The 26380-nt window shown below is 71.4% G+C and carries 24 protein-coding genes; 12 read left to right on the top strand and 12 right to left on the bottom strand.

The window, feature by feature from the left end:
* Nucleotides 1-74: 74 nt before the first annotated feature.
* From JF597_RS20285 to JF597_RS20265, 5 genes are all read right to left on the bottom strand, one after another.
* Nucleotides 75-1415 carry a right-handed parallel beta-helix repeat-containing protein gene (locus JF597_RS20285; RefSeq protein ID WP_293996604.1) on the bottom strand — a complete coding sequence of 447 codons (1341 nt, stop codon included), beginning with the start codon at nucleotides 1413-1415 and terminating at the stop codon, nucleotides 75-77.
* Complete coding sequence (locus JF597_RS20280; protein ID WP_293996602.1) at nucleotides 1412-3361, bottom strand: right-handed parallel beta-helix repeat-containing protein; 1950 nt, start codon at nucleotides 3359-3361, stop codon at nucleotides 1412-1414. Before JF597_RS20280 ends, JF597_RS20285 begins: the two co-directional genes overlap by 4 nt.
* A 4-nt stretch (nucleotides 3362-3365) precedes the next feature.
* Nucleotides 3366-4661, bottom strand: a complete 1296-nt coding sequence (locus JF597_RS20275; RefSeq protein ID WP_293996601.1) for a glycosyltransferase family 2 protein — start codon at nucleotides 4659-4661, stop codon at nucleotides 3366-3368.
* 291 nt (nucleotides 4662-4952) lie between these two features.
* Nucleotides 4953-6992 (bottom strand): thioredoxin domain-containing protein, encoded by a 2040-nt coding sequence (locus JF597_RS20270; protein ID WP_293996599.1) that lies wholly within the window; start codon nucleotides 6990-6992, stop codon nucleotides 4953-4955.
* On the bottom strand, nucleotides 6973-7638 hold the full coding sequence (locus tag JF597_RS20265) for a helix-turn-helix domain-containing protein (RefSeq protein ID WP_293996597.1): 666 nt from the start codon (nucleotides 7636-7638) through the stop codon (nucleotides 6973-6975). Before JF597_RS20265 ends, JF597_RS20270 begins: the two co-directional genes overlap by 20 nt.
* A gap of 225 nt (nucleotides 7639-7863) precedes the next feature.
* On the opposite strand from JF597_RS20265, the gene JF597_RS20260 reads away from it, so the two are divergent.
* Both JF597_RS20260 and JF597_RS20255 read left to right on the top strand, forming a co-directional pair.
* Nucleotides 7864-8268 (top strand): hypothetical protein, encoded by a 405-nt coding sequence (locus JF597_RS20260; RefSeq protein ID WP_293996595.1) that lies wholly within the window; start codon nucleotides 7864-7866, stop codon nucleotides 8266-8268.
* 112 nt (nucleotides 8269-8380) lie between these two features.
* Nucleotides 8381-11581, top strand: coding sequence for a tetratricopeptide repeat protein (locus tag JF597_RS20255; protein WP_293996593.1), 3201 nt, complete (start codon nucleotides 8381-8383; stop codon nucleotides 11579-11581).
* A 6-nt stretch (nucleotides 11582-11587) separates the two neighbouring features.
* Here JF597_RS20255 and JF597_RS20250 read toward each other — a convergent pair whose 3' ends face one another.
* Both JF597_RS20250 and mca read right to left on the bottom strand, forming a co-directional pair.
* Nucleotides 11588-11821 (bottom strand): hypothetical protein, encoded by a 234-nt coding sequence (locus JF597_RS20250; protein WP_293996591.1) that lies wholly within the window; start codon nucleotides 11819-11821, stop codon nucleotides 11588-11590.
* Nucleotides 11814-12695, bottom strand: a complete 882-nt coding sequence (gene mca, locus JF597_RS20245) for a mycothiol conjugate amidase Mca (protein WP_293996589.1) — start codon at nucleotides 12693-12695, stop codon at nucleotides 11814-11816. Before mca ends, JF597_RS20250 begins: the two co-directional genes overlap by 8 nt.
* Before the next feature lie 105 nt (nucleotides 12696-12800).
* On the opposite strand from mca, the gene JF597_RS20240 reads away from it, so the two are divergent.
* Together JF597_RS20240 and greA are read left to right on the top strand one after the other, a co-directional pair.
* Nucleotides 12801-13199, top strand: a complete 399-nt coding sequence (locus JF597_RS20240) for a DUF4307 domain-containing protein (protein ID WP_293996587.1) — start codon at nucleotides 12801-12803, stop codon at nucleotides 13197-13199.
* A gap of 168 nt (nucleotides 13200-13367) precedes the next feature.
* A complete protein-coding gene (gene greA / locus JF597_RS20235) occupies nucleotides 13368-13868 on the top strand; it encodes a transcription elongation factor GreA (protein ID WP_293996585.1) in 501 nt (166 codons plus the stop codon).
* 127 nt (nucleotides 13869-13995) lie between these two features.
* On the opposite strand, the gene JF597_RS20230 is transcribed toward greA, so the two are convergent.
* A complete protein-coding gene (locus tag JF597_RS20230) occupies nucleotides 13996-14274 on the bottom strand; it encodes a hypothetical protein (protein ID WP_293996583.1) in 279 nt (92 codons plus the stop codon).
* Between the two features lie 67 nt (nucleotides 14275-14341).
* Between JF597_RS20230 and JF597_RS20225 the strand changes: the two genes are divergently transcribed.
* Nucleotides 14342-14752 (top strand): hypothetical protein, encoded by a 411-nt coding sequence (locus JF597_RS20225; protein ID WP_293996581.1) that lies wholly within the window; start codon nucleotides 14342-14344, stop codon nucleotides 14750-14752.
* Between the two features lie 90 nt (nucleotides 14753-14842).
* Here JF597_RS20225 and JF597_RS20220 read toward each other — a convergent pair whose 3' ends face one another.
* From JF597_RS20220 to ilvA, 3 genes are all read right to left on the bottom strand, one after another.
* Nucleotides 14843-15697 (bottom strand): ABC transporter permease, encoded by an 855-nt coding sequence (locus JF597_RS20220; RefSeq protein ID WP_293996579.1) that lies wholly within the window; start codon nucleotides 15695-15697, stop codon nucleotides 14843-14845.
* On the bottom strand, nucleotides 15694-16707 hold the full coding sequence (locus JF597_RS20215) for an ATP-binding cassette domain-containing protein (protein ID WP_293996577.1): 1014 nt from the start codon (nucleotides 16705-16707) through the stop codon (nucleotides 15694-15696). The genes JF597_RS20220 and JF597_RS20215 overlap by 4 nt, the downstream gene beginning before the upstream one ends.
* Nucleotides 16708-16924: 217 nt before the next feature.
* Nucleotides 16925-18154, bottom strand: coding sequence for a threonine ammonia-lyase (gene ilvA / locus JF597_RS20210; protein WP_293996575.1), 1230 nt, complete (start codon nucleotides 18152-18154; stop codon nucleotides 16925-16927).
* A gap of 161 nt (nucleotides 18155-18315) precedes the next feature.
* Here ilvA and JF597_RS20205 point away from each other — a divergent pair, with 161 nt between their 5' ends.
* The 3 genes from JF597_RS20205 (at nucleotide 18316) to JF597_RS20195 (ending at nucleotide 19800) form a co-directional block, all read left to right on the top strand.
* A complete protein-coding gene (locus tag JF597_RS20205) occupies nucleotides 18316-18816 on the top strand; it encodes a MarR family transcriptional regulator (protein ID WP_293996693.1) in 501 nt (166 codons plus the stop codon).
* 232 nt (nucleotides 18817-19048) lie between these two features.
* Nucleotides 19049-19555 (top strand): sigma factor-like helix-turn-helix DNA-binding protein, encoded by a 507-nt coding sequence (locus JF597_RS20200; protein WP_293996573.1) that lies wholly within the window; start codon nucleotides 19049-19051, stop codon nucleotides 19553-19555.
* Nucleotides 19552-19800, top strand: a complete 249-nt coding sequence (locus JF597_RS20195) for a hypothetical protein (RefSeq protein ID WP_293996571.1) — start codon at nucleotides 19552-19554, stop codon at nucleotides 19798-19800. Before JF597_RS20200 ends, JF597_RS20195 begins: the two co-directional genes overlap by 4 nt.
* Nucleotides 19801-19805: 5 nt before the next feature.
* On the opposite strand, the gene JF597_RS20190 is transcribed toward JF597_RS20195, so the two are convergent.
* Entirely contained in the window at nucleotides 19806-20963 is a 1158-nt protein-coding gene (locus JF597_RS20190) for a cystathionine gamma-synthase (RefSeq protein WP_293996569.1), read from the bottom strand.
* A gap of 118 nt (nucleotides 20964-21081) precedes the next feature.
* On the opposite strand from JF597_RS20190, the gene JF597_RS20185 reads away from it, so the two are divergent.
* From JF597_RS20185 to JF597_RS20170, 4 genes are all read left to right on the top strand, one after another.
* Nucleotides 21082-22200 carry a hypothetical protein gene (locus JF597_RS20185; protein WP_293996567.1) on the top strand — a complete coding sequence of 373 codons (1119 nt, stop codon included), beginning with the start codon at nucleotides 21082-21084 and terminating at the stop codon, nucleotides 22198-22200.
* 283 nt (nucleotides 22201-22483) lie between these two features.
* Nucleotides 22484-24118, top strand: coding sequence for a M48 family metallopeptidase (locus tag JF597_RS20180; protein WP_293996565.1), 1635 nt, complete (start codon nucleotides 22484-22486; stop codon nucleotides 24116-24118).
* A gap of 459 nt (nucleotides 24119-24577) precedes the next feature.
* A complete protein-coding gene (locus JF597_RS20175) occupies nucleotides 24578-25375 on the top strand; it encodes a hypothetical protein (RefSeq protein WP_293996563.1) in 798 nt (265 codons plus the stop codon).
* Nucleotides 25376-25513: 138 nt separating this feature from the next.
* On the top strand, nucleotides 25514-26179 hold the full coding sequence (locus JF597_RS20170; RefSeq protein WP_293996561.1) for a TetR family transcriptional regulator: 666 nt from the start codon (nucleotides 25514-25516) through the stop codon (nucleotides 26177-26179).
* Nucleotides 26180-26380: the final 201 nt, after the last annotated feature.

Here is a 26380-nt window from a genome sequence, read left to right as displayed (position 1 = left end):
GGAGTGGGTGAAGGAGAGGGAGCCGCGGCCGTACGGGGCCCGGGTGCGGGCCGGGCCCCGTTGGTCACGTCACGTCAGGAGGAGCAGGCGACGTTGGCGAGGCCCTTCGCCGCGTCGGTGACCTTGTTGTCGCAGGTGACCTTGTTCTTCTCGACGGGTGCGAAGTGGAAGCCGTAGCCGGGGCCGTCCACCTGCGCGGTGTTGTCCTGGAACACGTTTGCGGTGCCCCAGCCGTCGAGGATCTGGTGGGTCTGGAAGCCGTCCTCACGCGAGTGGCTGCCGACGTTGCCCTTGATCAGCCAGTCGTTGCCCTTGACGTCGACCCAGGAGTCGTTGTGGCCCCCGCTGAGGGCGGCGCCGTCGAAGGTGTTGCCGATGAGGGAGCCCCCGGTGGTGCCCTCCTTGATGTCGACGGACTCCGCGGTGGTGTCGCTGACGTGGTTGCCGCGGATCACGTTGTCGTCGCTCTTGTCGGGCTTGCAGTCGGTGACGGTGCACCAGTTGGACTGGGCGGACCCGACGTAGATGCCCTCGCCGAACTGCTCCTTGCGCTTGCCCGTGGCGCGGACGGTGTTGTCCTCCACCACGTTGCCGGAACTGAAGTCGCGCAGGTGGATGCCCTCGTCGCCGATGTTCTCGACGGTCAGGCCCTGGATGACGCTGCCCTGGACCTTGTCGGCCATGACCCCCTTCTGGCCGTTGCGCACGGTGAAGCCGATCAGCCGCCAGTGGCTGGCGCCGTCCAGGTGGAAGGCGTAGCCGCCGTCGACGTCGCCGGCGTCGATCACCGCGCCGGGGCCGCCGCACAGGAAGATCGGCCGGTCCGCCGTACCGGGGGTGGTGGCGGTGAAGCGGTCCGAGTAGACCCCGTCCGCCATCTTGATGACGTCACCGGGCCGGGCACGGTCCAGCGCGTCCTTCAGGGACTTGGCATCGCTGACGGTGACGGTGGCGGCCGGGCACTTCACCGGCCCTGAGGCCACGGCCGCGGCCGAGCCGGTCGCGGTGGGGGTGGGGGTGGCCGACCCGTCGGTGGCCGCCGTGTCGCCCGGTGCCGGGCCGGAGGCCGTGGCACCGGGGTCGCCGGTGTCGTCCCCGTCGTCCGTGGGCTCGGCGACCGGGATGGTGGGACCGGCGGTGGGGCCGGCGCCGTACACGACGGCCCGGTCGTCGCCTGCCGAGACCCCCGCCACGATCAGCGCCACCACCGAGATCACCAGGGCGGCCGAGGCCACCCACAGCGGAGGCCCGCCGGCGAGCCAGATCCGGCGCGCCCGCTCCGCGACGGACTCGCCCGTCGCGGAGCCGCCGCCGACGGCCGTGGAGCCGCCGTCACCCTGGCCGCTGCCGCCCGGACCACCGTCGTCCGGACCGCCGTCACCTGGTGCGGGCGTGTGGGGGGTGTCGTCGCTCATTCGCTCATCACCGGCTCCCGGCGGCGGCCTGCCACGGCGATCTCGTCCGGCGGCGGGGAGGGCAGCGGCGCCTTGTCGGAGTACGGGTGCACGATGGCCGCGCCCCGCCCGCCCGCCCGGCGCCTGCGCCGGCCCATGGCGGCCGAGAACAGGATGAGGAGCAGGATGCCCGTCCACAGCAGCGTCATCGGGCTCGCGTAGTGCTTGACCCTGACCCAGAAGGAGCTGGTGTCGTACCAGGCGAAGGTCTGGTTCTCCTTGATGTCGGCACCGCCGTGGGAGCGGATGGAGTCCAGCGCGCTGGGGCCGACCCCGCCGATCACGTTGTAGGAGACCGTGGTGCCGTCCACCCCGCCGACCAGGCTGACCCCGTGGTTGGTGGCGTCCTGGACGGTGTTGCCGCGTATCTCGGCGGCCGAGTCGCGGACGTACACGCCGGTCTGCGGCCCGTCGATGATGTTGCCGGTGACGGTGGCGCCGGTGACGCCGTCGCGGACCGAGATGCCCTGCCGGTTCTGGCCGGTCAGCCGGTTGCCGGTGATGGACACCTTGTCCGCCGCCAGGCGCGCCACGATGCCCATGTCACCGCCCTCGATGCGGTTGTTCTGCACGCCGACGTCGAAACCGCCCAGCACCTCGACGCCGTAGCGGCCGTTGTCCTTGGCCACGCTGTTGGCGACCGAGTTGGAGCCGTAGCTGTCGACGGCCTGCCCGGAGGCGGAGGGGCCGTCGGCGAGGGGCTTGCCGCTGAGCGTGTAGCCGTTGCCGCCGTTGCCCTCGGCGGTGCAGCCGCTGACCCGCACCTGCTGGGTGGCCCGGGAGAGGATGAAGCCGTCGCCGCCGTTGTCCTTGGCGACCGTGCGCTGCACGAGCGAGCTGGAGACGAACCGGTGCATGACCACCCCGTCCTCCAGGCTGTTCGCCACGGTCGTGTCGCTGATCTCGATCCCCGTCGCACTGGAGATGAAGATCCCGAAGGCGTTGCCGGTGATGGTCGAGTGGGTGATCGACCCGGAGACGTAGGAGAGGCCGCCGGTCGAGAACCGGGCGTCGGGAGTGGTCAGTTCGCCCGACGGCATGGCCGTGACGTCACCGCTGCCGGTGCTCTGGTCGTCCTGCTCGCCCTGCCGGTCGGCCCGTTCGCGCGCGGTCTTGCCGTGCACCTGGCCGGTGTCCTCCAGCGAGCCGGTGTTCGGCCGGTCGGTGCCGGTGAGGCTGAGCCCTCCGGTACGGCCGCTCCAGAACCCGAGGCTCGCGAGTTTGGCGTGCGTCATCTCGAACTGGCCGCCGATGGTGCGGATGTAGGCGCGGCCGTCCCGGACGTCGCTGTCGGCCTTGTTGGCCTGCGGGTCCCAGCTGGTGATGGTCAGCGGCGCCTGGGCGGTGCCCTGGAGGGTGAGTTCGCCGCCGAAGGAGACGATGGAGACGAAGCCGGTGCGGTTGCTGGCCATCCGCAGGGTGAGGCCGCCGGGGTTGGACAGCTTCAGCTTGGCGCCGACGTTCAGGTAGATGTTCTCGGTCAGCAGATACGAGCCGTCCTTGCGCCGCACGAAGGTCTGCGGGGCGAGTCTCAGCAGGTCGGCGATGGTGTAGGCGTTGCTGCGCTCGGTGAGGACCAGGGTGTAGCCGTTGTCGGTGTCCAGCCGGTACGGCACGGTCCACTTGGTGCTCTGCAGGGGCGCCACCGACGTGAACGCCCGTACCTGGTTCAGGCGGTGGTCCTCGTCGGCGACCAGCGCGGCCTGGGTCTCCGCGTCCTCGGCGGCCAGCTTCTGCTTCTTGTCGGCGTCCCCGTCGGCGTGGGCCGTGGCCGAGGCGCCCAGCAGCAGCGTCGCCGCCACCGCGAAGGCGCCCAGCAGGGCCGCCGTCCTGGCGCCGGCCCGGCGCAGCCGGCTGCCGGGGCCGGGTCTTCTCTTCGTCGTGGGGAGCGTCGTGAGGGTGGCCACGGCGTCAGATCACCTCGGGCTGGAGGGCGGAGTGGCTCTGGCCGCCGCCGGCGGTTCCGGAGAGCGTGGCCGCGCTCTGGCCCTCGCCCCCGATGCTGCTGCTGGTGCGCGTGAGCCAGCCCTGCTTGTTCATGGTGACGAATGCGTAGAGCTTGATCGGCAGCGAGATCATGATGACCACGAGGGCCGTCAGCGGCAGCAGGAGGATCTCCTGCGGGTGCCTGCGCAGGTGCGAGTAGCCGCGGACGGCCCGGCCCAGCAGCAGCCAGATCAGGGTGAGGACGACACCGCGGGCACTGAGGTCCAGCCGGCTCGTCAGCAGATAACCGAGGGCCATGCCCATGGTCACCGGGGTCAGCAGGATCTGCAGCACCGTTATCTTGGTGACCAGCGGGACCCGCCACAGCCAGCCCTTGTACAGCGCGGTCAGGTAGCACCGGTAGGAGTTGCGGCTCCACCGGACACGCTGCTTCACGAAGGCCCGGAAGGACGACGGGAACATGGAGACCGCCCGCGCGGAGGACTGGTGCACGGTCCTGTATCCGGAGGCGAGCACCAGCCAGGTCAGCCGGCCGTCGTCGCCCGCCACGCAGCGGCGGCCGAGGAAGAACTCGTTCTCCAGGTTCTCCAGCACCGGCACGACCGCCTCGCGGCGGTAGGCGGCGGTACGGCCGGAGAGGCAGGCCACGGCACCGGCCCGGCCCATGGCCGGAACGTAGTCGTAGTAGCGGAGGTTGACCAGCCAGTCGGCGATACGGCGCCAGACGCTGGTGGTGCGCTGGTAGACGTTCTGCTGGGTGCCCACCCCGCCGACGGCCGGGTCCTCGAACGGCATCTGGACGGCGTCCAGCAGCCCCGGCTCCCAGCGGGTGTCGGAGTCCACCAGGACGAGGAGCTCACTCGTGGCGGCTCGTATGCCGACCCCCAGGGCGGAACGTTTCCCCCTGTGTTCGAAGGCGAGCACCCGGACCCGGGGGTCCTCCACCAGCGACAGCCGGTGCAGTACCTCGTGGTCCTCGACGTCAGGAACGATGATGATCTCGGCCGGGTCCTGGGCGAGCCAGGTCTCCAGGCACTCCAGCAGGATCTCCGGGTCCTCCCGGTAGGCCGGGACCACCACGGAGACGCTGGTACGGAAGGCGTTCACGACCGGCTTGGCGAACCGGGAGAGCACCGCTCGGTACAACCACAGGGCCCAGACGAACAGTCCGGCCAGCCCCAGCGGCATCAGCTCTCGCCACGACGTCTCCCCCACAGCCTCGACGATCCACGACCAGAGCTGGTCGAAGAACTCGGACAAGTTGCGCTCTCCCCCCACATGACATGACTGCCACGGTCCGAAATGCGACAGAACCGGGCACTGCTCCAGCGATGCTAGGGGCTTGCGGGTGAACGCCGATCACACAAAGCGCAAATTTCACTTACAAAGTCTTCACACCCATCCCGCCCCAACCGTGACGGCAGGTCACACCTGTCACAGCACAGGGTGGATCTTATGAGGGTGATGTGAAGAGCGTGAACTCGGCCGATAAATGGCATGTTTCAAGACAGCGAACGCAGCGCCCCGGCAGGGGCGCGGGCTCGGCGGACTTCAGCCGCCGAGTGCCGCCCTCAGTCGCTCCGGATCGGTGGTCGGGGCGTCGCAGGTGAAGTTGCGGCACACGTAGGCGGCCGCCTCCCCGCCGACGAGCGGTCGCCCCGCGAGCAGCGGGAACTCCTCGCTCTCCGGCGTCCCCACGGCCACGACCGCGCCGGGCGCGGTGCCCAGAAGTGCCGTACGGTGCAGGTCGGCCGTGCGGGGATCCGTCGCGTCCGGTCCGACGACCGCGACCTCGCGCGGACCGTCCAGCAGCGCCTCGGCGACGGCGAGCCCCCACCCGACGAAGCGCGGCACGCGCGGCCCGAGCGCCCCGACGATCCCCAACGCCCTTTCCGCCGCGGTCCGGTGACCCTCGGCACCGGTGTGGGCCGCGTAGCCGAGCAGGGCACCGGCGGCGGCGGTCCAGCCCGACGGCGTGGCGTTGTCCGTCGGGTCCTGCGGCCGGCGGATCAACTGCTCGGCGTCGGCGGCGGTGTCGTAGAGGGCGCCGGTCTCCGGACTCTCCCGGTCGGTGAAGCGGTCCAGGACATGGTCGAGGAGGAGTCCCGCGAACTCCAGCCAGACGCCCTCGCCGGTCACGGACGCGAGCGCGAGGAAGCCCTCGGCGACATCGCCGTAGTCCTCCAGCACGCCCGCGTTGGCGCCGACCCTGCCGTCCCGGCTGGTGCGGGCGAGCCGCGCACGGTCGTCCAGGTGGAGCCGTACGAGGAGATCGGCGGCGCCGACGGCGGCCTCCACCAGGTCGGGGCGGTCGAAGTAGGCGCCGGTCTCGGCGAGCGCGGCGACGGCGAGGCCGTTCCAGGCGGCGACCACCTTGTCGTCCCGGCCCGGGGCCGGGCGTCCGGCCCGCGCGGCCAGCAGACGCCGCTTGACCGACTCGATCCGCTCGGCGTCGAACACGCCCTCCTGCTGCGGGAGTTGCAGCACGGACTGCCCCTCCTCGAAGGTGCCCTCCGCGGTGACCCCGAAGTACCGGGCGGCCAGGTCAGCGTCGTCCTCGCCCAGGACCTCGCGGAGCTGGGCGGGCGTCCACACGTAGTACGCGCCCTCGACGTGCCGTCCGCTCCCGTCGTCGCTGTCGGCGTCGAGCGCCGAGGCGAACCCGCCCTCGGGGGTGCGCAGTTCGCGGACCATGAAGTCGGCGGTCTCCAGGGCGACCCGGCGGGCCAGCTCGGACCCCGTGGCCCGCCACAGGTGGGCGTAGACCCGGCAGAGCAGGGCGTTGTCGTACAGCATCTTCTCGAAGTGCGGCACGATCCAGTCGCGGTCGACGGAGTAACGGGCGAAGCCGCCGCCGAGCTGGTCGTAGAGGCCGCCCCGGGCCATTCGCTCACAGGTGTCCACGGCCATCTGCAGCGCGCCCTCGGAACCGGTGCGGGCGTGGTGCCGGAGCAGGAACTCGATCACCATGGACGGCGGGAACTTGGGGGCACCGCCGAATCCGCCGCGCTGCGGGTCGTACTCACGGGTGAGCCCGAGCAGCGCCTGGGCGAGTTCCTGCTCACCGGGCGGCCGGCCGCCCTGGTGCCCGAGCTCCCGCTGGGCGAGGTCCCGGACGATCTTCCCGGCCACCTCCGCGACCTCGTCCCGCCGGTCGGCCCAGGCGGCCCGGACCCCCTCCAGCACCTGCCGGAAGGAGGGCATGCCGTGCCGGGGGGCGGGCGGGAAGTAGGTGCCGAAGTAGAAGGGTTCGGCGTCGGGGGTGAGGAAGACGGTCATGGGCCAGCCACCCTGCCCGGTGGCGGCCTGCACGGCCTCCATGTAGACGGCGTCGACGTCCGGCCGCTCTTCGCGGTCGACCTTGATGCTGACGAAGTGCTCGTTGAGGTATCCGGCGGTGGCCTCGTCCTCGAAGGACTCGTGGGCCATGACGTGGCACCAGTGGCAGGAGCTGTACCCGACGCTCAGCAGGACGGGTCTGTTCGCGGCCCGGGCGGCCTCGAAGGCTTCGGCCGACCAGGGCCACCAGTCGACGGGGTTGTCGGCGTGCTGGAGGAGGTACGGGGACGTCTCATGGGCCAGTCGGTTCACTTTCCCACTCTCCCACGGGCTCGGGCACCGCGTAGAAACGCATGCCGACCGGGCGCGCCCCCTCGGTGGCGGTCTCGCGGGAGTGGGCGTAGCGGCCGAGGAGGGCCTGGTACTCCTGCATGAACGCGAGGAGTTCGTCCTGGGTGAGCCAGGTGCCGTACCGCTGCACCTGCGCCCACCCCTGCGGACCGCGGTACTCGCGGTGGGCGCGGCGGAACAGCTCGGTGTCGACATCGATCTTGAGCGCGGCGAGCTGTCTGGCGGCGGCGTACTCGTCCGGGGCCATCGTCGCGGGGTCCGGCGTGGTGTGACTGAAGGGCACGCTCCGCCACCAGCGCTCCCGGCCGCCGGACTTCTCCGGGATCTCCGCGACGAGGTTCTGCTCGGCGAGTTTGCGCAGGTGGTAGCTGGTGGTGCCGGAGCTCTCGCCGAGTTCGCGGGCGAGCACGGTGGAGTTCGCCTCGCCGTGCCGGCCGAGGTAGTCGAGGATCCGGCGGCGCAGGGGGTTGCCGAGGGACTTGTAGAGGGCGGTGCGCTCCAGGCCGGTCAGCTCGGCGGGTGCGGCGGGCGTCCTGCCGGCGGCGGCCTTCTCGGCGGGTGCGGCGGGCTCGGGTGTTCCGGCCCCGTGGGGCGTGCCGTCGGTCATGCGGTCACCGTAACCCTGAGAACCCTGAGACATCCCTGAGCCTCCCCGACTCTTCCCGGAAGTCTGCCGAATTTCCTTTGCAGAATTTCCTCTGCGGTCTAGCGTAAGGGCAAGGGCGGGGACCCCGGGCGATTCACAGGTTCCACAGCCACGCATCCGGAACAAGGCGAGGGGGATCAGGTGTTGGACCGGTCAACGGTGGTGCAGACCCGAGAGGCGAAACGGATGAGGCGGCTGAAGCGGTGGGCACTGATCCTTCTCGGATCGTCCGCCGTGCTGCTCGTGCCGTGGATGGTGGTGCTGGCGCTGACGCTGCCCACCAAGACCGAGGTGCACAACTGGGCGGTGGCCTGGATCGGTCTGGACGTCCTGATGGCGGCGGGGTGCGCGGCGACGGCGGTACTCGGCCTGCGCGGCGACGCCCGGGCCCGGCTCACGGCGTCGGCGACGGCATCGGTGGCGGTCCTGGACGCCTGGTTCGACATAACGACGTCGGCAGTGGGCACCGAGTTGCTCGTGGCGCTGGCCAGCGCCGTGGCGGAGGCGGGCCTGGCGGCGGCCTGCGTGTACCTGGCCCTGTCCAAGGGGTGGGGCCGAATCGCCGCCCAGCCCGGTCCGGCCGCCCGGTGACCCGCGGCCACCACCGAACCCTCACCCACCCCTGATCGCCGCCCCCTCGCCATCGCGACCCTTCGCAAGGACACTTGTGGACAAAGGAGTTGCCGCTGGAGGGGGACGGGACATGCGGGACGCCCATCGGGCGGAAGCCGATCGGCTGCTGGTGCGGGCCGTGGAGGAGGAGGTCCGCCGTTCGGGCGGCCGTGTCGACGGGCAGGTGCTGCTGTCCCGGGCGCGCGGCGGGCTGGCGGAGATGGAGCGCACGGCCGCCGAGGAGTACGCGGCGTACACCCACGCCCTCGACGAGACGGAGGCGGGCCGGCCGAGCTTCGGCCGGCGCTACGCGAAGGAGGGTTCCGGAACGCCCCTGCTGGTCGCGGCCGTCGCGGCGGTCGCCGCCACCGTCGCCGACCTCTCCCTGGGCACCGGAGCGGCCACGGCGCTCGGCGCGGGCGTCGCCGTCGGGGTGGCCGGGGCGGCCGCCACGGTCGTCAAGGTCGCCGGCTCCCATCTGCCCGCCGCTCATCACCACGCCGGCGCGGCCGGTCAGCCCGGCGGCCCCGAGCAGCTGCGGCTGCAGTGGCTGACCGCTTTGGAAGTGCGGGGCATCCGGCCGTTCCTCGACCAGCAGCGGGTGCTCAGCGCCTCCACGGGACCGAAGAAGCAGGGACCGGGGCTGCGCGGCACGGACAAGAGCGCGGCGGCCCGCAGGCGTACGGTGCTGCAGCAGTCGTTCGGCCAGCTCCCCGACGCGGACGGCCCGTTCGCCGGCCGGCACCAGGAGCTGGCGCGGATCCGGCAGTGGGCGCAGGCGGCCCGGGCGGCCACGGAGACCCGGCCGACCGTCGTGGTCCTGCACGGCGAGCCCGGCTCCGGCCGTACCGCCCTCGCGGTCCGGGCCACCCACGAGCTGAAGGACCTCTTCCGGGGCGCGGTCGTCGTGGACCTGCGCGGCGCCAGCCGGGAGGAGCCGCCGCTGCCCACCCGGGACGCCCTGCTGCATCTGCTCAACCGGCTGGGCGCACCGCGCGAACAGCTGCTGTTCCGGGAGCGTTCCTCCGCCGACCAGCAGGTCAAGCGGCTGAGCGAGCTGTACCACCAGCACCTCACGGGACTCCCGGTGACGATCGTGCTGGACGACGCCTCGGATCCGGAGCAGGTGCGCACGCTGGTGCCGGAGCGTTCCGACAGCCTGGTCCTGGTCACCGCCCGGGACCAGCTCGACCTGCCCGCCGACCTGCCGGCCTGGGTGCACCGGCTGCCGGTGGCGGCGCTGGACGCGGCCGGCGCGGAGGAGTTGCTGGACGCGGTGGCCGAGGACGCGTCGGGGCCGTACGACGCGCAGTCCGCGGACCGGATCCGGGAGTTGTGCGGCGGGCTGCCGCTGGCACTGCGGGTGGCCGGTTCGTCGCTGGGCTCGCGTTCACCGCTCCAACTGGCCACGGACCTGAGCGCGTACGGTCCGGTCGGGCCGGTGGAGCGCGTGCTGTGGCTGCGCTACACCGACCAGTCGGAGACCGCGCGGCGGCTGCTGCGGAGGCTCGCGCTGGCGGGCCGGGCCTCGATGGGCGCGGCGGCCGCGGCCGCCCTGCTCGGCGCCGACGAGGCGGAGGCCACCCGCCATCTGGTCGCGCTCACCCGGGCCGGCCTGATCGACCACGTCCGCGGCAGCCGTTACCGCCTGCACGACCTGGTCCGTTCCTTCGCCCAGGCCCGTCTCCTCGACGAGGAGACCCCGGCCGACCGTACGGCGGCGCAGGAGCGGCTGATCGTGAACTACGCGGAGCTGGCCGACTCCGTGCTGCGGCTGGTCGACGGCAACATGTCGACCCGCTCGGACCGGTTCAGCCCGCACGGCTTCACCTCGCTCGACGAGGCGCTGCGCTGGCTGGACGACGAGTCGAGCTTCATCACGGCGGCGCTGCGGCACGCCGAGGGCGTCGACCAGGCGGCCGTGCAGAACCTGCTGGGCGCGCTGTGCGACTACTGCCTGCTGCGCGGCGACCTCTACCGGCTCGGTGAGATCAGCGAGCTCGCCCAAGCCGTCGACCAGGGTCTGCTGGTGCGGTCGGTGCAGTGGCGTACCGGTATCGCGGCCCGCCAGCTGGGCGAGCTGGACAAGGCCCGCACCACCCTCACCTCCGTCGTCGACCTCTACCTGGAGGCGCATCACGACGCCGGTGCGGCCCGCGCGCTGTGCTCGCTCGGGATCACCCTGCACCACCAGGGCAACCTCACCGAGGCCGCCGCCAAGCTCCAGGAGGCCCTCGACCTGCAGGCGGCCCCCGAGCTGGCGACCGACCGGGCGTGGACGATGCACGCGCTGGCGGCGGTGCAGCGCGACCGGGCGAGGCTGGCGGACTCCCTCGACCTGCTCACCCGCTCGCTGGTCCTGCACCGGGAGGGCGGCTCGGTGCACGGCGAGGCCTGGGCGCATTTCCAGCTCGGCCAGCTGGCGCTGCGGATGGGCGACGTGGCGCGGGCGGAGCGGGAGCTCGGGGCCGCACTGGACCGTTACGGCCGTACCCGTGACGCCCGTGGCGAGGCCTGGGCGCTGACCCAGCTGGCGCGCGCCCGGCTGGTGGCCGGTGAAGCATCCGAGGCGGCCGACGGACTGCGGGCGGCGGCGGCCCGGCACCGGGAGAACGAGGACGCGCGCGGCGAGGCCTGGACGGTGTACTACCTGGGCCTGGCCCTGGAGGAGACCGGCACCCTGGACCAGGCGGTCCGCGAACTGGAGCGCTCGCGGACGATGTTCTCCCGGATGCGGGACGTCTACGGCCTGGCCTGCGCCCGCCACCACTCGGCCCGGGTGACCCGCGACCAGCGGGCGGCCCAGACCGGCTCGCTGCGCAACTCGGGATTCGCCCGCCAGCTGCTGGTCGACGCCCGCGCCGACTTCCAGCGCATCGGTGTGGTCCACGGCGAGGCGTGGACCTGCCTGGAGCTGGCCGTCGTCGACGCCGGCAACACCCGCACCCAGCAGGCCCTCGCCCTGTGCGACGAGGCGGTCGCCCTGTTCACGTCGTACGGCGACCGGCGCGGCGAGGACTGGGCCCGCTTCCTGCGCTGCACCCTGCTCCCGTACGCCGCGCCCGGCGGGGTGGAGGTCGGCACCGCCGTCGCCCAGGAGGAGCTGGCCCAGCTCGCCCGCGCCGAGCACCCCCTGCGCGACGGGAAGCTGGCCGAGTACGTCGCGGCGTACGGCCTGCTCCTGGAGCGCGGGGTGCAGCTGGAGGCGGGCTGGCAGGCCTGGCGTCTGGGCATGGTGCCCAGCCGGCACGCCCGCGAGGTGATGGGCGTGCCGGTGCCGGCCGGGACGTGACGCCGGTCAGCCCTTGGGGTCGGCCGTCGGCGCCTTGGAGTCCGCCCCGGACTGGGCGGGCTCCTTGAAGTCGACCTTCTGCATGTGCTTGTTCATGGACTTCATCAGGCCCCAGACCGCCAGGGCCATCACCGCGAAGACGATGAAGCCGAGAACTCCGGGGGTGACCTTGTTCTCGTCGACCTCCTTGGCGAGGGGGACGAGGTGCGTCAGTGCCAGGCTTGCGCTCATGTCAGGCATTGTCGCGGATGCCCGCAAAGAGGTCGTCCTCGGGGAGGGAGGTATCGACGAGCGACTTCGCCAGCTCGTACTCCTCGGTCGGCCAGACCTCCTTCTGGACCTCCATGGGCACCTTGAACCAGCCGCCGTCCGGGTCGATCTGCGTGGCGTGCGCGATCAGCGCCTTGTCACGGATCTCGAAGAAGTCCGCGCAGGGGATGTGCGTGGTCAGGGTGCGCTCGGTGCGCTCGAACTCGTTCCACCGCTTCAGCCAGTCCCCGTACGGCGACTCCAGGCCGCGCTCCAGCATGGCGTTGTGCAGCGCCTCGGTGCGCGGGCGGTTGAAGCCCTGGTTGTAGTACAGCTTCTGCGGCTGGAAGACCGGCCCGAACTCGGCCTCGGGGTACTTCTCGGCGTCGGCCGCGCCTTCGAAGGCCACCATCGAGATCTTGTGGGTCATGATGTGGTCGGGGTGCGGGTAGCCGCCGTTCTCGTCGTAGGTGGTGATCACCTGCGGGCGGAACGCGCGGATGCTGCGCACCAGCTCGCCGGCCGCCTTGTCGACGTCCTCCAGGGCGAAGCAGCCCTCGGGCAGCGGCGGCAGCGGGTCGCCCTCGGGCAGACCCGAGTCGACGAAGCCGAGCCACTCCTGCTTGACGCCGAGGATCTCGCGGGCCTCGTCCATCTCCTTCTTGCGTACCTCGTGGATGTGCTCCTCGATGTACTTGTCGCCCTGCAGCTTGGGATTGAGGATGGAGCCGCGCTCCCCGCCCGTGCAGGTCACGACCAGCACGTCCACCCCCTCGGACACGTACTTCGCCATGGTCGCCGCGCCCTTGCTCGACTCGTCGTCGGGGTGGGCGTGGACGGCCATCAGTCGCAGCTGGTCAGTCAAGACTCAATCCTTGGTAAGTCGGCGCCCCGGTAGCTCAGGGGCAATCGGCGGCTTCTATAGTGACCGAATCGGAGGGCGAATAATTCCGGGGTCCGGAGGACGATCATGAGTACCGCGAGCACGCGGCTGCCCGAGGGCCGTTACGGCACCTCCTCGGACGAGCGCGCCGACCGCAAGCTCAGGGTCGCCGGTGCGCTGCTGGGCGCCCTGCTGCTGGTCCTGGTCGGCTACTGGGCCTACCACTACGTGGTGCAGAACAAGATCAGCGCCCAGGTCATCACCTTCGACGCCTCCAACAGCGCGGTCGAGGTGCATCTGGAGGTCCACAAGGACTCCGGCACCTCCGGTTACTGCACACTGCGCTCCCAGGCGGCGGACGGCTCCGAGGTGGGCCGGGCGGACTTCCGCTTCACCGGGTCGGCGACCGAGATCGACCGTGTGGTCACGCTGCGTACGACGGCCCGGGGCACCACGGCGGAGCTGCTCGGCTGCCACGCCGACTGACATCAGCCGGAATACGTAGGCGCTGACCTGCGTTGACGTGATTCTGATGGCTTATGTCCTCCCCCTTCTGCCGTTGAATTGTTAGGCTCGTGGTTTCGCCCTTCCATGAAGGAACATGCTTCCGGGTAGGGCGATGCTTTGTATTCCCAGTACCGACGAGGAGCACCTGTGACCCAGACCAGCGAGAACGTCACCTGGCTGACCCAGGAGGCGTACAACCAGCTCAGGGCCGAGCTGGAGTACCTGTCTGGTCCTGCGCGCACGGAGATCGCCGCCAAGATCGCGGCCGCGCGCGAGGAGGGCGACCTGCGCGAGAACGGCGGGTACCACGCGGCCAAGGAGGAGCAGGGCAAGCAGGAGCTCCGTGTGCGCCAGCTGACCCAGCTTCTGGAGAACGCCAAGGTCGGCGAGGCCCCGGCGTCCGCGGACGGCGCCGTCGCGCCCGGCATGGTGGTGACCATCGCCTTCGACGGCGACGAGGACGACACCATGACCTTCCTCCTGGCGTCCCGCGAGTACGCCAGCGCCGACGTCGAGACCTACTCCCCGCAGTCCCCCCTGGGCACCGGAGTGATCGGCCACAAGGTGGGCGAGGATGCGGAGTACGAGCTCCCGAACGGCAAGAAGGCCTCGGTGAAGATCCTGAAGGCCGAGCCCTACTCGGGCTGACCCGCACAGACACCCGCCCCGGCGTCCGCCTGACGCCGGGGTACCACCGCGCCGGAGCCGCACGGCACGCTCACGTTCCACACCGCACCTCGGCTGTGCTACTTGGACACGTCGCGAACGGTGTCAGTCACCCAGACTGCCCTCCACCCCGTTTCTTCTGGGCCTCGATCTCCTCGAGCGTGGTGATGACCGGGCGTCTGCGCGACGAGCTCTTCCTGGCCGGCGCCTTCGCAGGCGCCTCCTCGGCAGGCTGTTCGCCGGCCAGCTCCCGGATCAGCGCCTCGATCGGTTCCGCGTGCCTGGCGCAGAGGTCCGCCTTGACCGTCCTGCCGTCACTCACGGTGATTTCATAGGTCCGAGCGGGGACTTCGCGGTCCCTGTCGCAGGCGATGACCTGGATCTTCATCGGGCCCCCAAGCTGTGCGTCGTGGAAGTGTAATCAACGATCAAGATCATCAATGGCGGGGAATCACGTGGCAGCCAGAAAGATCCAGAACGAGCAGGAGGTCATCCGCTGGTTCGAGGAGGGGCGGACGTACCAGTGGATGATCGACGAGTACAGACGCAAGTACGGAATCGACACCGTGCCCTCGATGTGGGGGAACTTCCGGCGGCGCCGTGGGCTCGAACGGCGGATCGTGCGCAACGACGACCTGATCCCGTGGGAGGTCAAGGAGGAGCACCGGTGGAAGTACCCGGTCACGATGCTCCGCCTGGAAGCGCGCAGGCGGGAGGGGCGAGAGCTGAGCGAGGCCGAAAGAGGCCGACTGGAGTCGTGGCGCGGGATGCTGGAGGGAGCGAATGCAGTCGTGCACGGTGACACGGATCTCATCCATCAGCCAAGAGAGAAGACCACCAAGCGGCGGAACGCAGACAACAGGTAGCAGACAGCAGCCCCCACGCACCGGGAGCGCACCGACGAAGCCCCCACCTCTCAGTGGGGGCTTGTTCGTGCCTTTCCGCGGGAGGCGCGATCAGCCGGCGGCACGCCGGTACTTGCGGACCGCCAGCGTCCGGAACAGCGCGATGATCAGGACCGACCAGATCAGCGAGGCCACGACCGGGTGCTGCATGGGCCACGCGTCGGACGCCTGGAAGCCCGGGGGGAGGTTGCCGAACAGCTCGCGGCTCGCCTGCACGGTGGCGCTGAACGGGTTCCACTCGGCGATGTGGCGCAGGAAGGCCGGCATCTTGTTCGCGTCGACGAAAGCGTTCGAGATGAAGGTCAGCGGGAACAGCCAGATCAGGCCGCCCGAGGTCGCCGCTTCGGGGGTGCGCACGGACAGGCCGATGAGCGCGCCGATCCAGGAGAACGCGTACCCGAGCAGGAGCAGCAGGCCGAATCCGGCGAGCACCTTGCCGAGGTTCTCGTGGGTCCGCCAGCCGACGATCAGGGCGACGACCGCCAGGACGACGAGGGTGAGCGCCGTCTGCACCAGGTCGGCGAGGGTGCGCCCGGTCAGGACCGCGCCGCGCGCCATGGGCAGGGAACGGAAGCGGTCGATGAGGCCCTTGTGCATGTCGTCGGCGATGCCCGCACCGGCGCCCGCCGTGGCGAACGTGACGGTCTGGGCGAAGATGCCGGCCATCAGGAACTCGCGATAGGCCTGGGTGGAACTGGAGCCGCCGACCTGGATCGAGCCACCGAACACATAGGTGAACAGCACCACGAACATGATGGGCTGGATCAGCCCGAAGATCAGCATCTCGGGAATCCGGGACATCCGGATCAGGTTTCTCCTCGCCACCACCATCGAGTCGCGGAACGACTGGGTCAGGGCGTTGCCGGAGGCGGCCGGCACCCGTGCGGTGTCGCTGACGGCACTCACTTCACGGCCTCCTTGCGGCTGTCCTTGCGGGTGTTCTTCTTGCTCTGCTCGCCGCTGCCCTCGGGCTTCTCCTCGGCGACGTGTCCGGTCAGGGACAGGAAGACGTCGTCGAGGGTGGGGCGGCGCAGGGCGATGTCGTCGATCTCGATGCCCCGGGAGTCCAGCTCGCGGATGACCTCGGCGAGCAGCTTGGCGCCGCCGGTGACGGGGACGGTGAGCTTGCGGGTGTGCTCCTCGACGGTGGTGTCGCCCTTGCCGAACCCGGCAAGCACCTCCGCGGCGGTCCGGATGTGCTCGCGCTCGTGCACCACGACCTCGACGCGCTCGCCGCCGGTGCGGGCCTTGAGCTCGTCGGAGGTGCCCTGGGCGATGACCTTGCCGTGGTCGACGACCGCGATGTCATGGGCGAGGTGGTCGGCCTCCTCCAGGTACTGGGTGGTGAGCAGCAGGGTCGTGCCGCCGGAGACCAGTTGCTTGATGACCTCCCACAGCTGCTGGCGGTTGCGCGGGTCGAGGCCGGTGGTCGGCTCGTCCATGAACATCACCGGCGGGGAGACGACGAGGGCGGCGGCGAGGTCGAGGCGGCGGCGCATGCCGCCGGAGTAGGTCTTGGCGGGGCGGTCGGCGGCCTCGGTGAGGTTGAACTGCTCCAGCAGCTCGACGGCGCGGTCCTTGGCCTGCCTGGCCCGCATCTGGTAGAGCTGGCCGACCATCTGGAGGTTCTCGCGGCCGGTGAGGTATTCGTCGACCGCCGCGAACTGTCCGGACAGGCCGATGGAGCGGCGTACGGCGTCCGGCTGCTTGAGTACGTCTATGCCTGCGACGACAGCCTTGCCGCTGTCGGGGCGGAGCAGGGTCGTCAGGCAGCGGACGGCGGTCGTCTTGCCCGCGCCGTTCGGCCCGAGCAGTCCGAGGACCGTGCCTTCGGGGACGTCCAGGTCGACGCCGTCCAAAGCCCTTACGTCGCCGAAGGTCTTGACCAGACCTTCGGCATAGATGGCGCCTGGCATGTGGGTCTCCACGTCGTCGGGGATGGTGCGCAAAAGGCTAGGTATGCAGCCGTCGGTCCGCCTATGGTTTTCCACCGGCGCGACGGCGGGCAGGGGCAGCAGCGGTGGCCACGCGACACACCATAACGCGATGTATCGCGTTCGTCGACGGATTTCCCCGAACGAGTGAGGAACAGGCGGTGAACTGGGCTTTCCCCGCCCCGAGCGGCCGCAGCCCTCAGTCGATGACCGTATAACCGGCCTCGCGCAGCGAGTGGCCGACCTCCGTGCAGTGGGCGGGGCCCTTGGTCTCCAGGTGGAGCTCGACCTCCGCCTCCGCGAGCCCGAGGCGGGGGTCGGTGCGGACGTGGCTCACGTCGAGGACGTTCGCGTCGACCCCCGACAGCACCGCGAGCAGGGTGGCGAGCGCGCCCGGCCGGTCGGTCAGCCGCAGCCGTACCGCCAGGTAGCGGCCCTGCGCGGCCATGCCGTGCCGCAGCACCCGCTGCAGCAGCACCGGGTCGACGTTGCCGCCGGACAGCACGGCGACGACCGGCCCGGCGAAGGCTCCGGGCTCGCCCAGCAGCGCCGCGACCGGGCTGGCCCCGGCCGGTTCCACGACCATCTTGGCCCGCTCCAGGCAGAGCAGCAGCGCGGCGGACAGCTGGTCCTCGCTGACCGTGCGGACCTCGTCGACCAGCTCCTGGACGAGCGCGAACGGCACGTCACCGGGCCGTCCGACCCTGATGCCGTCGGCCATCGTCGCCGGGTTCGCCACCGTGACCGGGTGCCCGGCCGCCAGCGAGGGCGGATACGCGGCCGCGCCCGCCGCCTGGACGCCGACGATCCGCACGTCCGGCCTGACCGCCTTCACCGCGACCGCGATCCCGGCCGCGAGCCCGCCGCCGCCGATCCCGACGACGATCGTGCCGACCTCGGGGCACTGGTCCAGGATCTCCAGCCCCACCGTGCCCTGACCGGCGATGATGTCCGGGTGGTCGAAGGGGTGGATGAACACCGCGCCGGTCTCGGCCGCGTACTCCTGGGCGGCGGCCAGCGTCTCGTCGACCACCTGGCCGTGCAGCCGCACCTCGGCGCCGTACTCCCGGGTCGCGCTGATCTTGGGCAGCGGGGCACCGTTGGGCATGAACACCGTCGAGTGCACGCCGAGCAGCGACGAGGCCAGCGCCACGCCCTGCGCGTGGTTCCCGGCGCTCGCCGCGACGACCCCGGCGGCGCGCTCCTCGGGCAGCAGCCCGGCGATCCGGACGTAGGCGCCGCGCAGCTTGAAGGAACCGGTCCGCTGGAGGTTCTCGCACTTGAGGTGCACCGGCGAGCCGACCAGCTGGGACAGGTGCCTGCTGCCCTCCATCGCGGTCGCCCGCGCCACGCCCGTGAGCATCTTCTGGGCGCCGCGCACGTCGTCGAGGGTGACGGGGCGCAAGGAGTCAGCCGTGCGGTAGCTCATGACTCAAGTCTCGCAGTTCACAGGCCGACGGCGCGGGTGTGACCAACCTCCGAGACCGGTTTGCGCAGCGCCGGTACGGCTCGCCCCCTGTCCGCGTACTCTGTCCCCCACCACAGCACTCTTCATGAAGTGAGCCCCCCGCCATGCCCACAACACCTGAAATGTCGATGGACATGACGACCGTCGGTGACAGCGGTCTTCTCGACACGCTGCAGCACGAGGTGGCGGTGTTCGCCCGACGTGCCGAACAGACCCGGCTCGGCGGCGTCGGCCAGGTGCGCAACTCCATGGACCGCGCCGCGTACCTGCTGCTCAACCGCCTCGACAAGGAAGGCCCCATGGGGGTCAAGGCGCTCGCCGCGAGCATGGGGATCGACTCGTCCACGGTCACCCGGCAGGTGGCTCCGCTGGTCGACACCGGGCTCGTCAAGCGCACCTCGCACCCCGAGGACGGCCGGGCCGTGGTGCTCCAGCTGTCCCCGCGCGGGCTGTCGCGGCTGGAGGAAGTGCGTTCGTCGCGGCGCCAGTTGATGGCGGAGCTGACGCAGGACTGGGAGCCGGCCGAGCGCGAGACGTTCTGCGCGCTGCTCACCCGCTTCAACAGCGCGCTGTCCGCGCGGATGGCCGTGCCGCCGGGCTCGGACACCCCGCCGGCCTCCTGACCGCCGACGAACACGGACACCGCCGGGGCGTCCCGCACTCGGGGGCGTCTCACAGCTCCCGGGCGTCCCGCACCTCCAGGGCGTCCCAAATCTCCGGGACTTCCCGCAGGCATCCGCCGTATCCGCCACGTGCGCGTGGCGCGCGGCTCTTGACCGTGGGCCCGACCCTGGCCTCATATGAGACCGGGCCCCGGCGTACCCGTGTCCGGGCCCCCACAGTCGGGGAGGGACGGTGCGTGATCGGCAGGCGCTGCAGGACGCCCGCCGGGCCCGGGAGTTCGAGGCGTTCGTCGCGGGCGCGGCGGGACGGCTGCTGCATGCGGCCACCCTGCTGACCGCCGAGGCCCCGGACGCCAACCCCCGCGCGCGGCGCCTGCTGACCCTCGCGCTCGCGCAGACGTACGCGTGCTGGGACCGGCTGCGCGGCGAGGACCCGTACGACCGGTCCCGCCAGCACCTCGCCCTGCGCTTCGCGAACTCCGCCTGGCACCAGTACGGCGGCCCGCTCAGCCGCACCCGCCCGCACCCGGGCAGCGTCCTGGCCGGACTCACGCCCCGGGAGCGCCTGATCCTGGTGCTGCGGCTGTACGAGGGGGTCGCCGAGGAGCAGACGGCGGCGCTGCTCGGCCTGCCCGCCGAGCGCGTGCACGCCCTCTGCGAGCGGGCGACGGCCACCCTGCTGCATCCGCCGCGGAAGGCGGCGCCCGCGGTGCTGGGAGCGAAGGTGGCGCCGTCGTGAACCGTGTCGAACGCGAGGCCGCGGCCCGGCGCGCCATGGAACGCACACCGCCCCCGGTGCCGCCCGACCTCTACGGCGAGGTGCTGCGCCGGGGCGGCCGGATGCTGCGGCGCCGGCGCAGGGCCCGCCGCCTGCTGTGGCTGCTGCTCTGCGCCGCGGCCGTGGCGTTCGCGGTCTGGGCGGCAACGGTGCATCCGTGGGTGGAGCCGCCGTCCACGACGACTCCGCCCATCGTCAACTGGTGAAACCGTCAGCCGAGCGCCTGCTGGAGGTCTTCCAGCAGGTCGTCGACGTTCTCGATGCCCACGGACAGACGCACCAGGTCGGCGGGCACCTCCAGGGCGGAGCCGGCCGCCGAGGCGTGGGTCATGCGTCCCGGGTGCTCGATCAGGGACTCGACGCCGCCCAGGGACTCGCCGAGGGTGAACACCTTCGCGCGGTTGCAGACCTCGACGGCCGCCTCCTCGCCGCCCGTGACCTGGAAGGACACCATGCCGCCGAACGCCTTCATCTGCTTGGCCGCGGTCTCGTGCCCGGGGTGGTCGGGCAGGCCCGGGTACAGGACCCGCGTCACGCGCGCGTGCCGGCTCAGCATGTCGGCGATCTTCGTGGCGTTCTCGCTGTGCCGGTCCATGCGCACCGCGAGCGTCTTGGTGCCGCGCAGCACCAGCCACGAGTCGAACGGCCCGGCGACCGCGCCCATCGCGTTCTGGTGGTAGGCCAGCTCCTCGCCGAGCGCCTGGTCCGACACGATCAGCGCGCCGCCGACCACGTCCGAGTGGCCGCCCATGTACTTCGTCAGCGAGTGCACGACGGCGTCCGCGCCGAGCGAGAGCGGCTGCTGGAGGTAGGGGGTGGCGAAGGTGTTGTCGACGACGAGCCGGGCGCCGGCGTCGTGGGCTACCTGGGCGACGGCGGCGATGTCGGTGATGCCGAGCAGCGGGTTGGAGGGGGTCTCCACCCAGACCGCCTTGGTCTTCGGGGTGATCGCGGCCCGCACGGCGGACGGGTCGCTGGTGTCGGCGACGGACCACTCCACGCCCCACCGGGAGACGACCTTCGCGAACAGCCGGAACGTGCCGCCGTAGGCGTCGTTCGGGATGACCACGTGGTCGCCGGGGCTGAGCAGCGTGCGCAGCAGTGCGTCCTCGGCCGCCAGCCCGGACGCGAACGCGAGCCCGCGCCGCCCGCCTTCCAGGGCTGCGAGGTTCTCCTCCAGGGCGGTCCTGGTCGGGTTGGCGCTACGGCTGTACTCGTAGCCGCCGCGCAGGCCGCCGACGCCGTCCTGCTTGTAGGTCGAGACCTGGTAGATCGGCGGTACGACCGCACCGGTGAGGGGGTCCGCCGTGTTGCCCGCGTGGATGGCGAGCGTCTCGAAGTGCTGACTGATGTGGTGCCTGTCGCTCATGGTGGACGAGCCTAGTGCTCCGGCGGCCCCGGCGCGTTGTCCACAGGCCCGCCGTCGGTTGTCCACAGGTCAGGGCACCGGTTGGCCAATTGTCGGCGCCGTCTGGTTCGCTTGACGCATGGCGATTCTCTGGGCCCTGATGGCGCTGCTCCTGCTGAGCTTCGCGCTGCTCCCCGTCCTGCGGCGGCGGCGCGGCATGATCGAGCAGGTCCACCCGAGCCACCCGGACGCCGCCGACCCGGCGGACTACGGCTTCGTGCGCGAGGAGGACCTGGACATCCGCATGCCCGGTCCCGACCAGGACCTGCTGGACGTCCTCGACGTCGTGCAGCACACCCAGGACTACCGGGCGGCCTCGCAGCTGCTCGCGGGCACGGAGACAGCGGGCGAGCTGCGCTGGCAGCGCGTACAGGCCTTCGCCGGCGCGGCGGCGCTGGAGCTCAAGGAGCGGCCGGGCGGGGTCAGCGAGACGCCGGGCGGCCAGTGGCTCCGCGTCTGGCGGGCCGAGCAGCCCAAGGACGCCGGCGGCGCGGCCGTCCACGCGGAGTTCCTGGTGCAGCAGGCGTGGCGGACGTCGAGGCCCGGCACCGACGACTTCCGGATCATCATGGAGGAGGCCAGGGACGCCTGCGGGCAGGCGGCGCTGCTCTCCCCCGGCGACCCGGTGCCGTACATCATCGAGCTGTCGGTGGCCCGCGGGCTGAACTATCCGCAGCCGGAGTTCGAGCAGCTGTGGCTGAAAATCCTGGACCGCGCTCCGACGCACATGGGGGCGCACCTGGCGGCGCTGCACTACTGGTGCGAGAAGTGGCACGGCTCGCGCGAGCTGGCGTACTCCTTCGCCGAGGCCGCCGCCGCCCGCGCCCCGCAGGGCTCGCTGCTGGCCGCGATGCCGCTGTTCGCGGTCTTCGAGCACCTGCCCGAGGTGAACCTGGTGGCGAGCTTCTACCAGAGCGAGGTCGTCACCAAGGCCGTGCACGGCGCCCTGCACGCGGTGCACTCGGCCCGCCAGGACGACCCTATGCTCGCGCACGTCCGTCACCTGCTGGTCTTCTTCCTGGTCCGCTCGGAGCGCTGGGCGGAGGCCATGGGCGAGCTGATACGCGTCGACGGGCACGTCGGGGCGCTGCCCTGGACGCTCTCGGCGAACCCGGCCGGCGAGTTCGCCCTCTTCCGCGCCCTGGCGGTGGCGGGCTACGAGGCGAACGGCGGCAGCCCGGCGACGCTGCACAGCTGAGGGCACCGGCAAGGGAGACGGCCGCCTGTGGAGTGCGGGCCGGTGGGGGTCGCTCGCGCCCGCGTGGCGGCAGCCGCACAGCGGATGCAGCCCCGCGCCCCTTTGGGGCGCGGTACCGTCAGGGCGCTGAATTGCCCTTCTGACCTGCGGTGCGGCATACTCCGGCGTCCCCCACTCCGCACCACCCGTGCGCGGCGCTGTCATGCCGCCTGCATACTCCCGTTCGTCTTCCGTTGGTCGTAGTCGGCCCCGTTGCCCGGGGTCCTGTGGGGGGATCTGCCCGATGGGCGCAACTCTGCGGGCGCTGCGCGCCCTTGTTCTGCTCTGCGGTTTCCATCTGCTGAGCCTCGTCCTGCTGGCGGTGGCGGCCGTCGTCGACATTGCGGCGGTGAAGTGGGCGCCCGACGCCTTCGCCGGGAAGATCGTGATCGTCTCCCTGCTGCTCGCGATCCCGGTCGTCAGAGGCATGTTCATGCTCCGCACCCCCAGGGGCGAGGATCCGCCCGGCCTCCCGGTCACGGCGGCCGACGAGCCCCGGCTGTGGGCGCTGGTGCGGGAGCTCGCGGCGGCCACGGGCACCCGCGCGCCGAGCGACGTCGTCCTCACCGGTGACGTCAACGCGGCGGTCAGCGAGGAGCCCCGGCTGCTCGGCCTGCGCCCCGGGCCGCGCCGCCTCTACCTGGGCGTGCCGCTGCTGACCGGGCTGACCGAGGCCGGGCTGAAAGCCGTACTCGCCCACGAGTACGGCCACTTCACCGGCGGAGACACCCGGTTGTCGGCGCTCGCCGTGCGCGGCCGGGTGCAGATCGCGCGGACCGTCGAGCACTTCCACGCGCGGGCCGACGGCAAGGAGGCCGCCGAACGCGCCCGGCAGGAGAAGGCCGCCGCGAGGCGCACCGCGAAGGGCAGACAGGCCAAGAAGATCGACACCGCCGGTGCCGGCCTCACCTACCGGCTCATGGCGGCGGTCTACACGGCGTACGCGAAGCTCTACATGCGGGCCACGCTGTCGACGGCCCGCGCGCAGGAGTACGCCGCCGACCTGGCCGCCGCACGGATCGCCGGCCGGGACGCGACGGCGTCGGCGCTCCGTGAGATCCCGGTCCTGTCCGCCGCCCACGGCTTCTACCTCGACGCGTACGCGACCCTCGGCCTGCCGGCCCGGCAGCTTCCGCCGCGGGGGCAGTTCTTCGGCGGCTTCGGCCGGATGCTGACGGCCCGCGAGACGGAACTGGCGGGGCTGCGGGAGAAACTGCCGACGGAACCCGGCTCGCCGTACGACTCCCATCCGCCGATCGCCGACCGGGTGCGGCGGATCGAGGAACTGCCCGCCGACGGCCGCGGCGCGGACGACGACGGCCCGGCCCTCGCCCTGCTCGCCGACCCGGCCCGGACCCTGGCCGCGCTGGAGGACGCCGTGCTGACCGACGAGGTACGGCAGTTCGAGCGGGCCCGGGAGTGGGAGCAGTTGCTGAGCTCGTCGATGGCCGCGGGGCTGGCCGCGCTCGACACCCCGCTGCACCGGGCGCTCGCCTCCCACACCGAGGACCGGCCGACGCTGCCCGCGCTGCTCCGGCTGATCGACGACGGCCGGCTGTGGCAGCTGGCGGAGCGGCTGCCGCGGTCGGAGCAGGGGGCGGCAACGCAGGACGCGGCGTTCCGGGAGTCCGTACGACCGGTGCTGCGCGACTCGCTCCAGAGCATGGTGCTGGCCGAGTTCAGCGCGCGGTCACTGCTGCACTGGGAGTTCTCCTGGTCGCGCCCGGCTGCGGTACGGCTGCCCGGTTCCGCGTCCGACCTCGACGGCGAGGCGGGCACGGAGGCCGCGTTGCACGCCGCGGTGGCCGCCGCGCTGGCCGACCACCCCGACACGGGCCCGCTACGGGCACTGCTGCCGCCGACCCCTCAGCCGGCCTGACCCGGCCGCGAGCGCGTACCCCACCGCAGGGCTTCCGCCAGGGCAACGACGTCGGCACCCAGTACCGCTCGGGTCGCCGGCCTCCTCACTCAGGAGACCCTGCGGATTGCCCGGGAAGCGGGCAAGGACGGTGGATCTCACCTCTCGACCGGATCGTGCGGCAGCGAACCGGCTCCACGAAGTCTCGGCTTCCGCCGACCTGACTGGGGCGCGTCCCCTCCGAAATCAATGGCCGACAACATCTGCCGGCCGCAAGCCGATCCCCGGAGATTGGCGTGTCCGCGGTTCGCCGGTCCCGTTTCCACGCATGGAAACGGGACCGCGTGACGTGGGTCATCAAGCCGCGTTGACAGACCCTTGCCCGTCACCGACGTCGAAGAGCGAGGACCGGAGGGCGCGCGGGGGGCCGTGCCATCCCTCCCGGTAGCTGTCTTCGACCGTGCGTTAGCCTCTCGACCCATGTCTGACCTGCCCGACCACTCCAGTGCGATCATCGACGCGATAGTCGATCACGTCGGCCGCTCGACGCTTCCCTTCCAGCAAGCCCACCGAGAGGAACAACACGCGACGGCCTTCTGGTTCAACGAACTGGTGGAGACGACCTCCGAAGGCGAGGTCATCCGGCAGTACCTCGTGACCGCCAGTGAGCCGGCGCGAGTCGAATTGGCTGAGTTCACTCTGCGCCCCGCACTGTGCGCACCCGTGATGAGCGCTGAGAAGCTGATGATGCTCGACTTCGCGGAGGGGTGGACTCATCTCGGCGATGTGGGGGTGGCGGTCATGCCCTCCACCGGGCTGCACGCGCACGGCGCCCGCAAGGGCTGGCACTGGACGACCGACGAGATCACCGACGGCATCGCCGCCACGGAAGAGGACATTGCCTCCCTCGGTGAGTCGCCGGTCGCGGCCTACCTGCTGGGTCACGTCAACGACGGGGACGGTTCCCGAGAGCAGGCTGTCGTGATCGGCCGGATCGTACGCTCAGGCGACGGCGGCATCCGGTGGATCGGAGACCTGCCGCAAGGGTGTGTGGGCGCACCGGTGTTCATCGGCGCACCCCTCGGCGAGGACAGTTTCAAGCTGGTGTGCGTCGGAGTGGCACTCCCCGCCGGCGACCACCACACCATTGCCGCCTTCGACCGCATCCGCTCCGCCTTGAAAGCCTTCCCGCCGCACAGCACGTCAGCCCCTGATGGGGCCGGAACCGGTCCTCGGGCAGGCGAGCAGAAGCGGCGCTGGTGGCAGCGACGCAGCTGACGCCGCACTGCACCGTCGGGCCACGAACAGCCTGAACACCGCTGGACGGAAAAGTCTGTAACGCAATCAGCTTGCGTTATATCTACGGTAACCCGGGCACCCGGGATAACGCACGTGATGTGCGTTACGCTCGGTCGCATGCAATCCCGCGCACGCTCCGCTGAAGCGAAACGTTCACGTGCGGAGGATCTGCTCAACGCCGCACGATCGCTGGCGGCCGACCTGGGCGGGGTTCGCCACCTGACGCTGGCCGCCGCCGCCCGGGCCGCCGGGTTGCACCCCTCCGCCATCCGCCGCTACTTCGACAGCAGGGAGGAATTGCTGCTCGAACTAGCCGAACGCGGCTGGGAGCAGTGGCGGGAAACGCTCACCGCCCGCCTGGCCGGCGTTCGAGACCTCACCCCGGCCGACACCGCCGCCGCGGTGGCCGCCACCCTCACCGCACAGCCGCTCTTCTGCGACCTGCTCATCCATGTGCCACTCAGTCTCGAGGGCGACGTAGGCACCGACCGCGCTTACCGGTACAAGACGAACGCCTCCGCCGCGCACGACGCCATCATCGACGCCCTGACCGCCTCGGGCACGATGTCCGCAGACGCGGTCCGCGACCTCACCACCGTCGCGCTGGGGCAGACCGCGTACCTCTGGCAGGTCTCCCACCCCACCCCTACCCTCGCCGAGCTGTACACCCGGCACCCGCGCTGGGGGCACTTCGCTGCCGACTTCGAGCCGCGCCTGACCCGGCTGCTCCAGGCCACCGCGACCGGCCTCGCCGCGGGTGGCGCAACTACGGAAGCCATGTGATGTCTCTGCTCGGTGTGAGTGCGCCCCGGCACCACCAGCCCTCCGGGCCGTTGCCCGGCTGCTGGAACTGTGTCGGGCGAAACCGCTGCGGTATGGATCACGGCTGTGCGACGAAGTGACCTGGACTCGTCCGACCGACTGCTGCCCCAGGAACACGCCTGTCCCGTTGAGGACGCATTCCTTGCCCATCTACGGGGATGA

Source organism: Streptomyces sp., assembly GCF_019510245.1.
In the GTDB taxonomy this organism is placed as follows: Bacteria; Actinomycetota; Actinomycetes; order Streptomycetales; family Streptomycetaceae; genus Streptomyces.
This window is presented reverse-complemented; position numbering and strand designations above follow the sequence as displayed.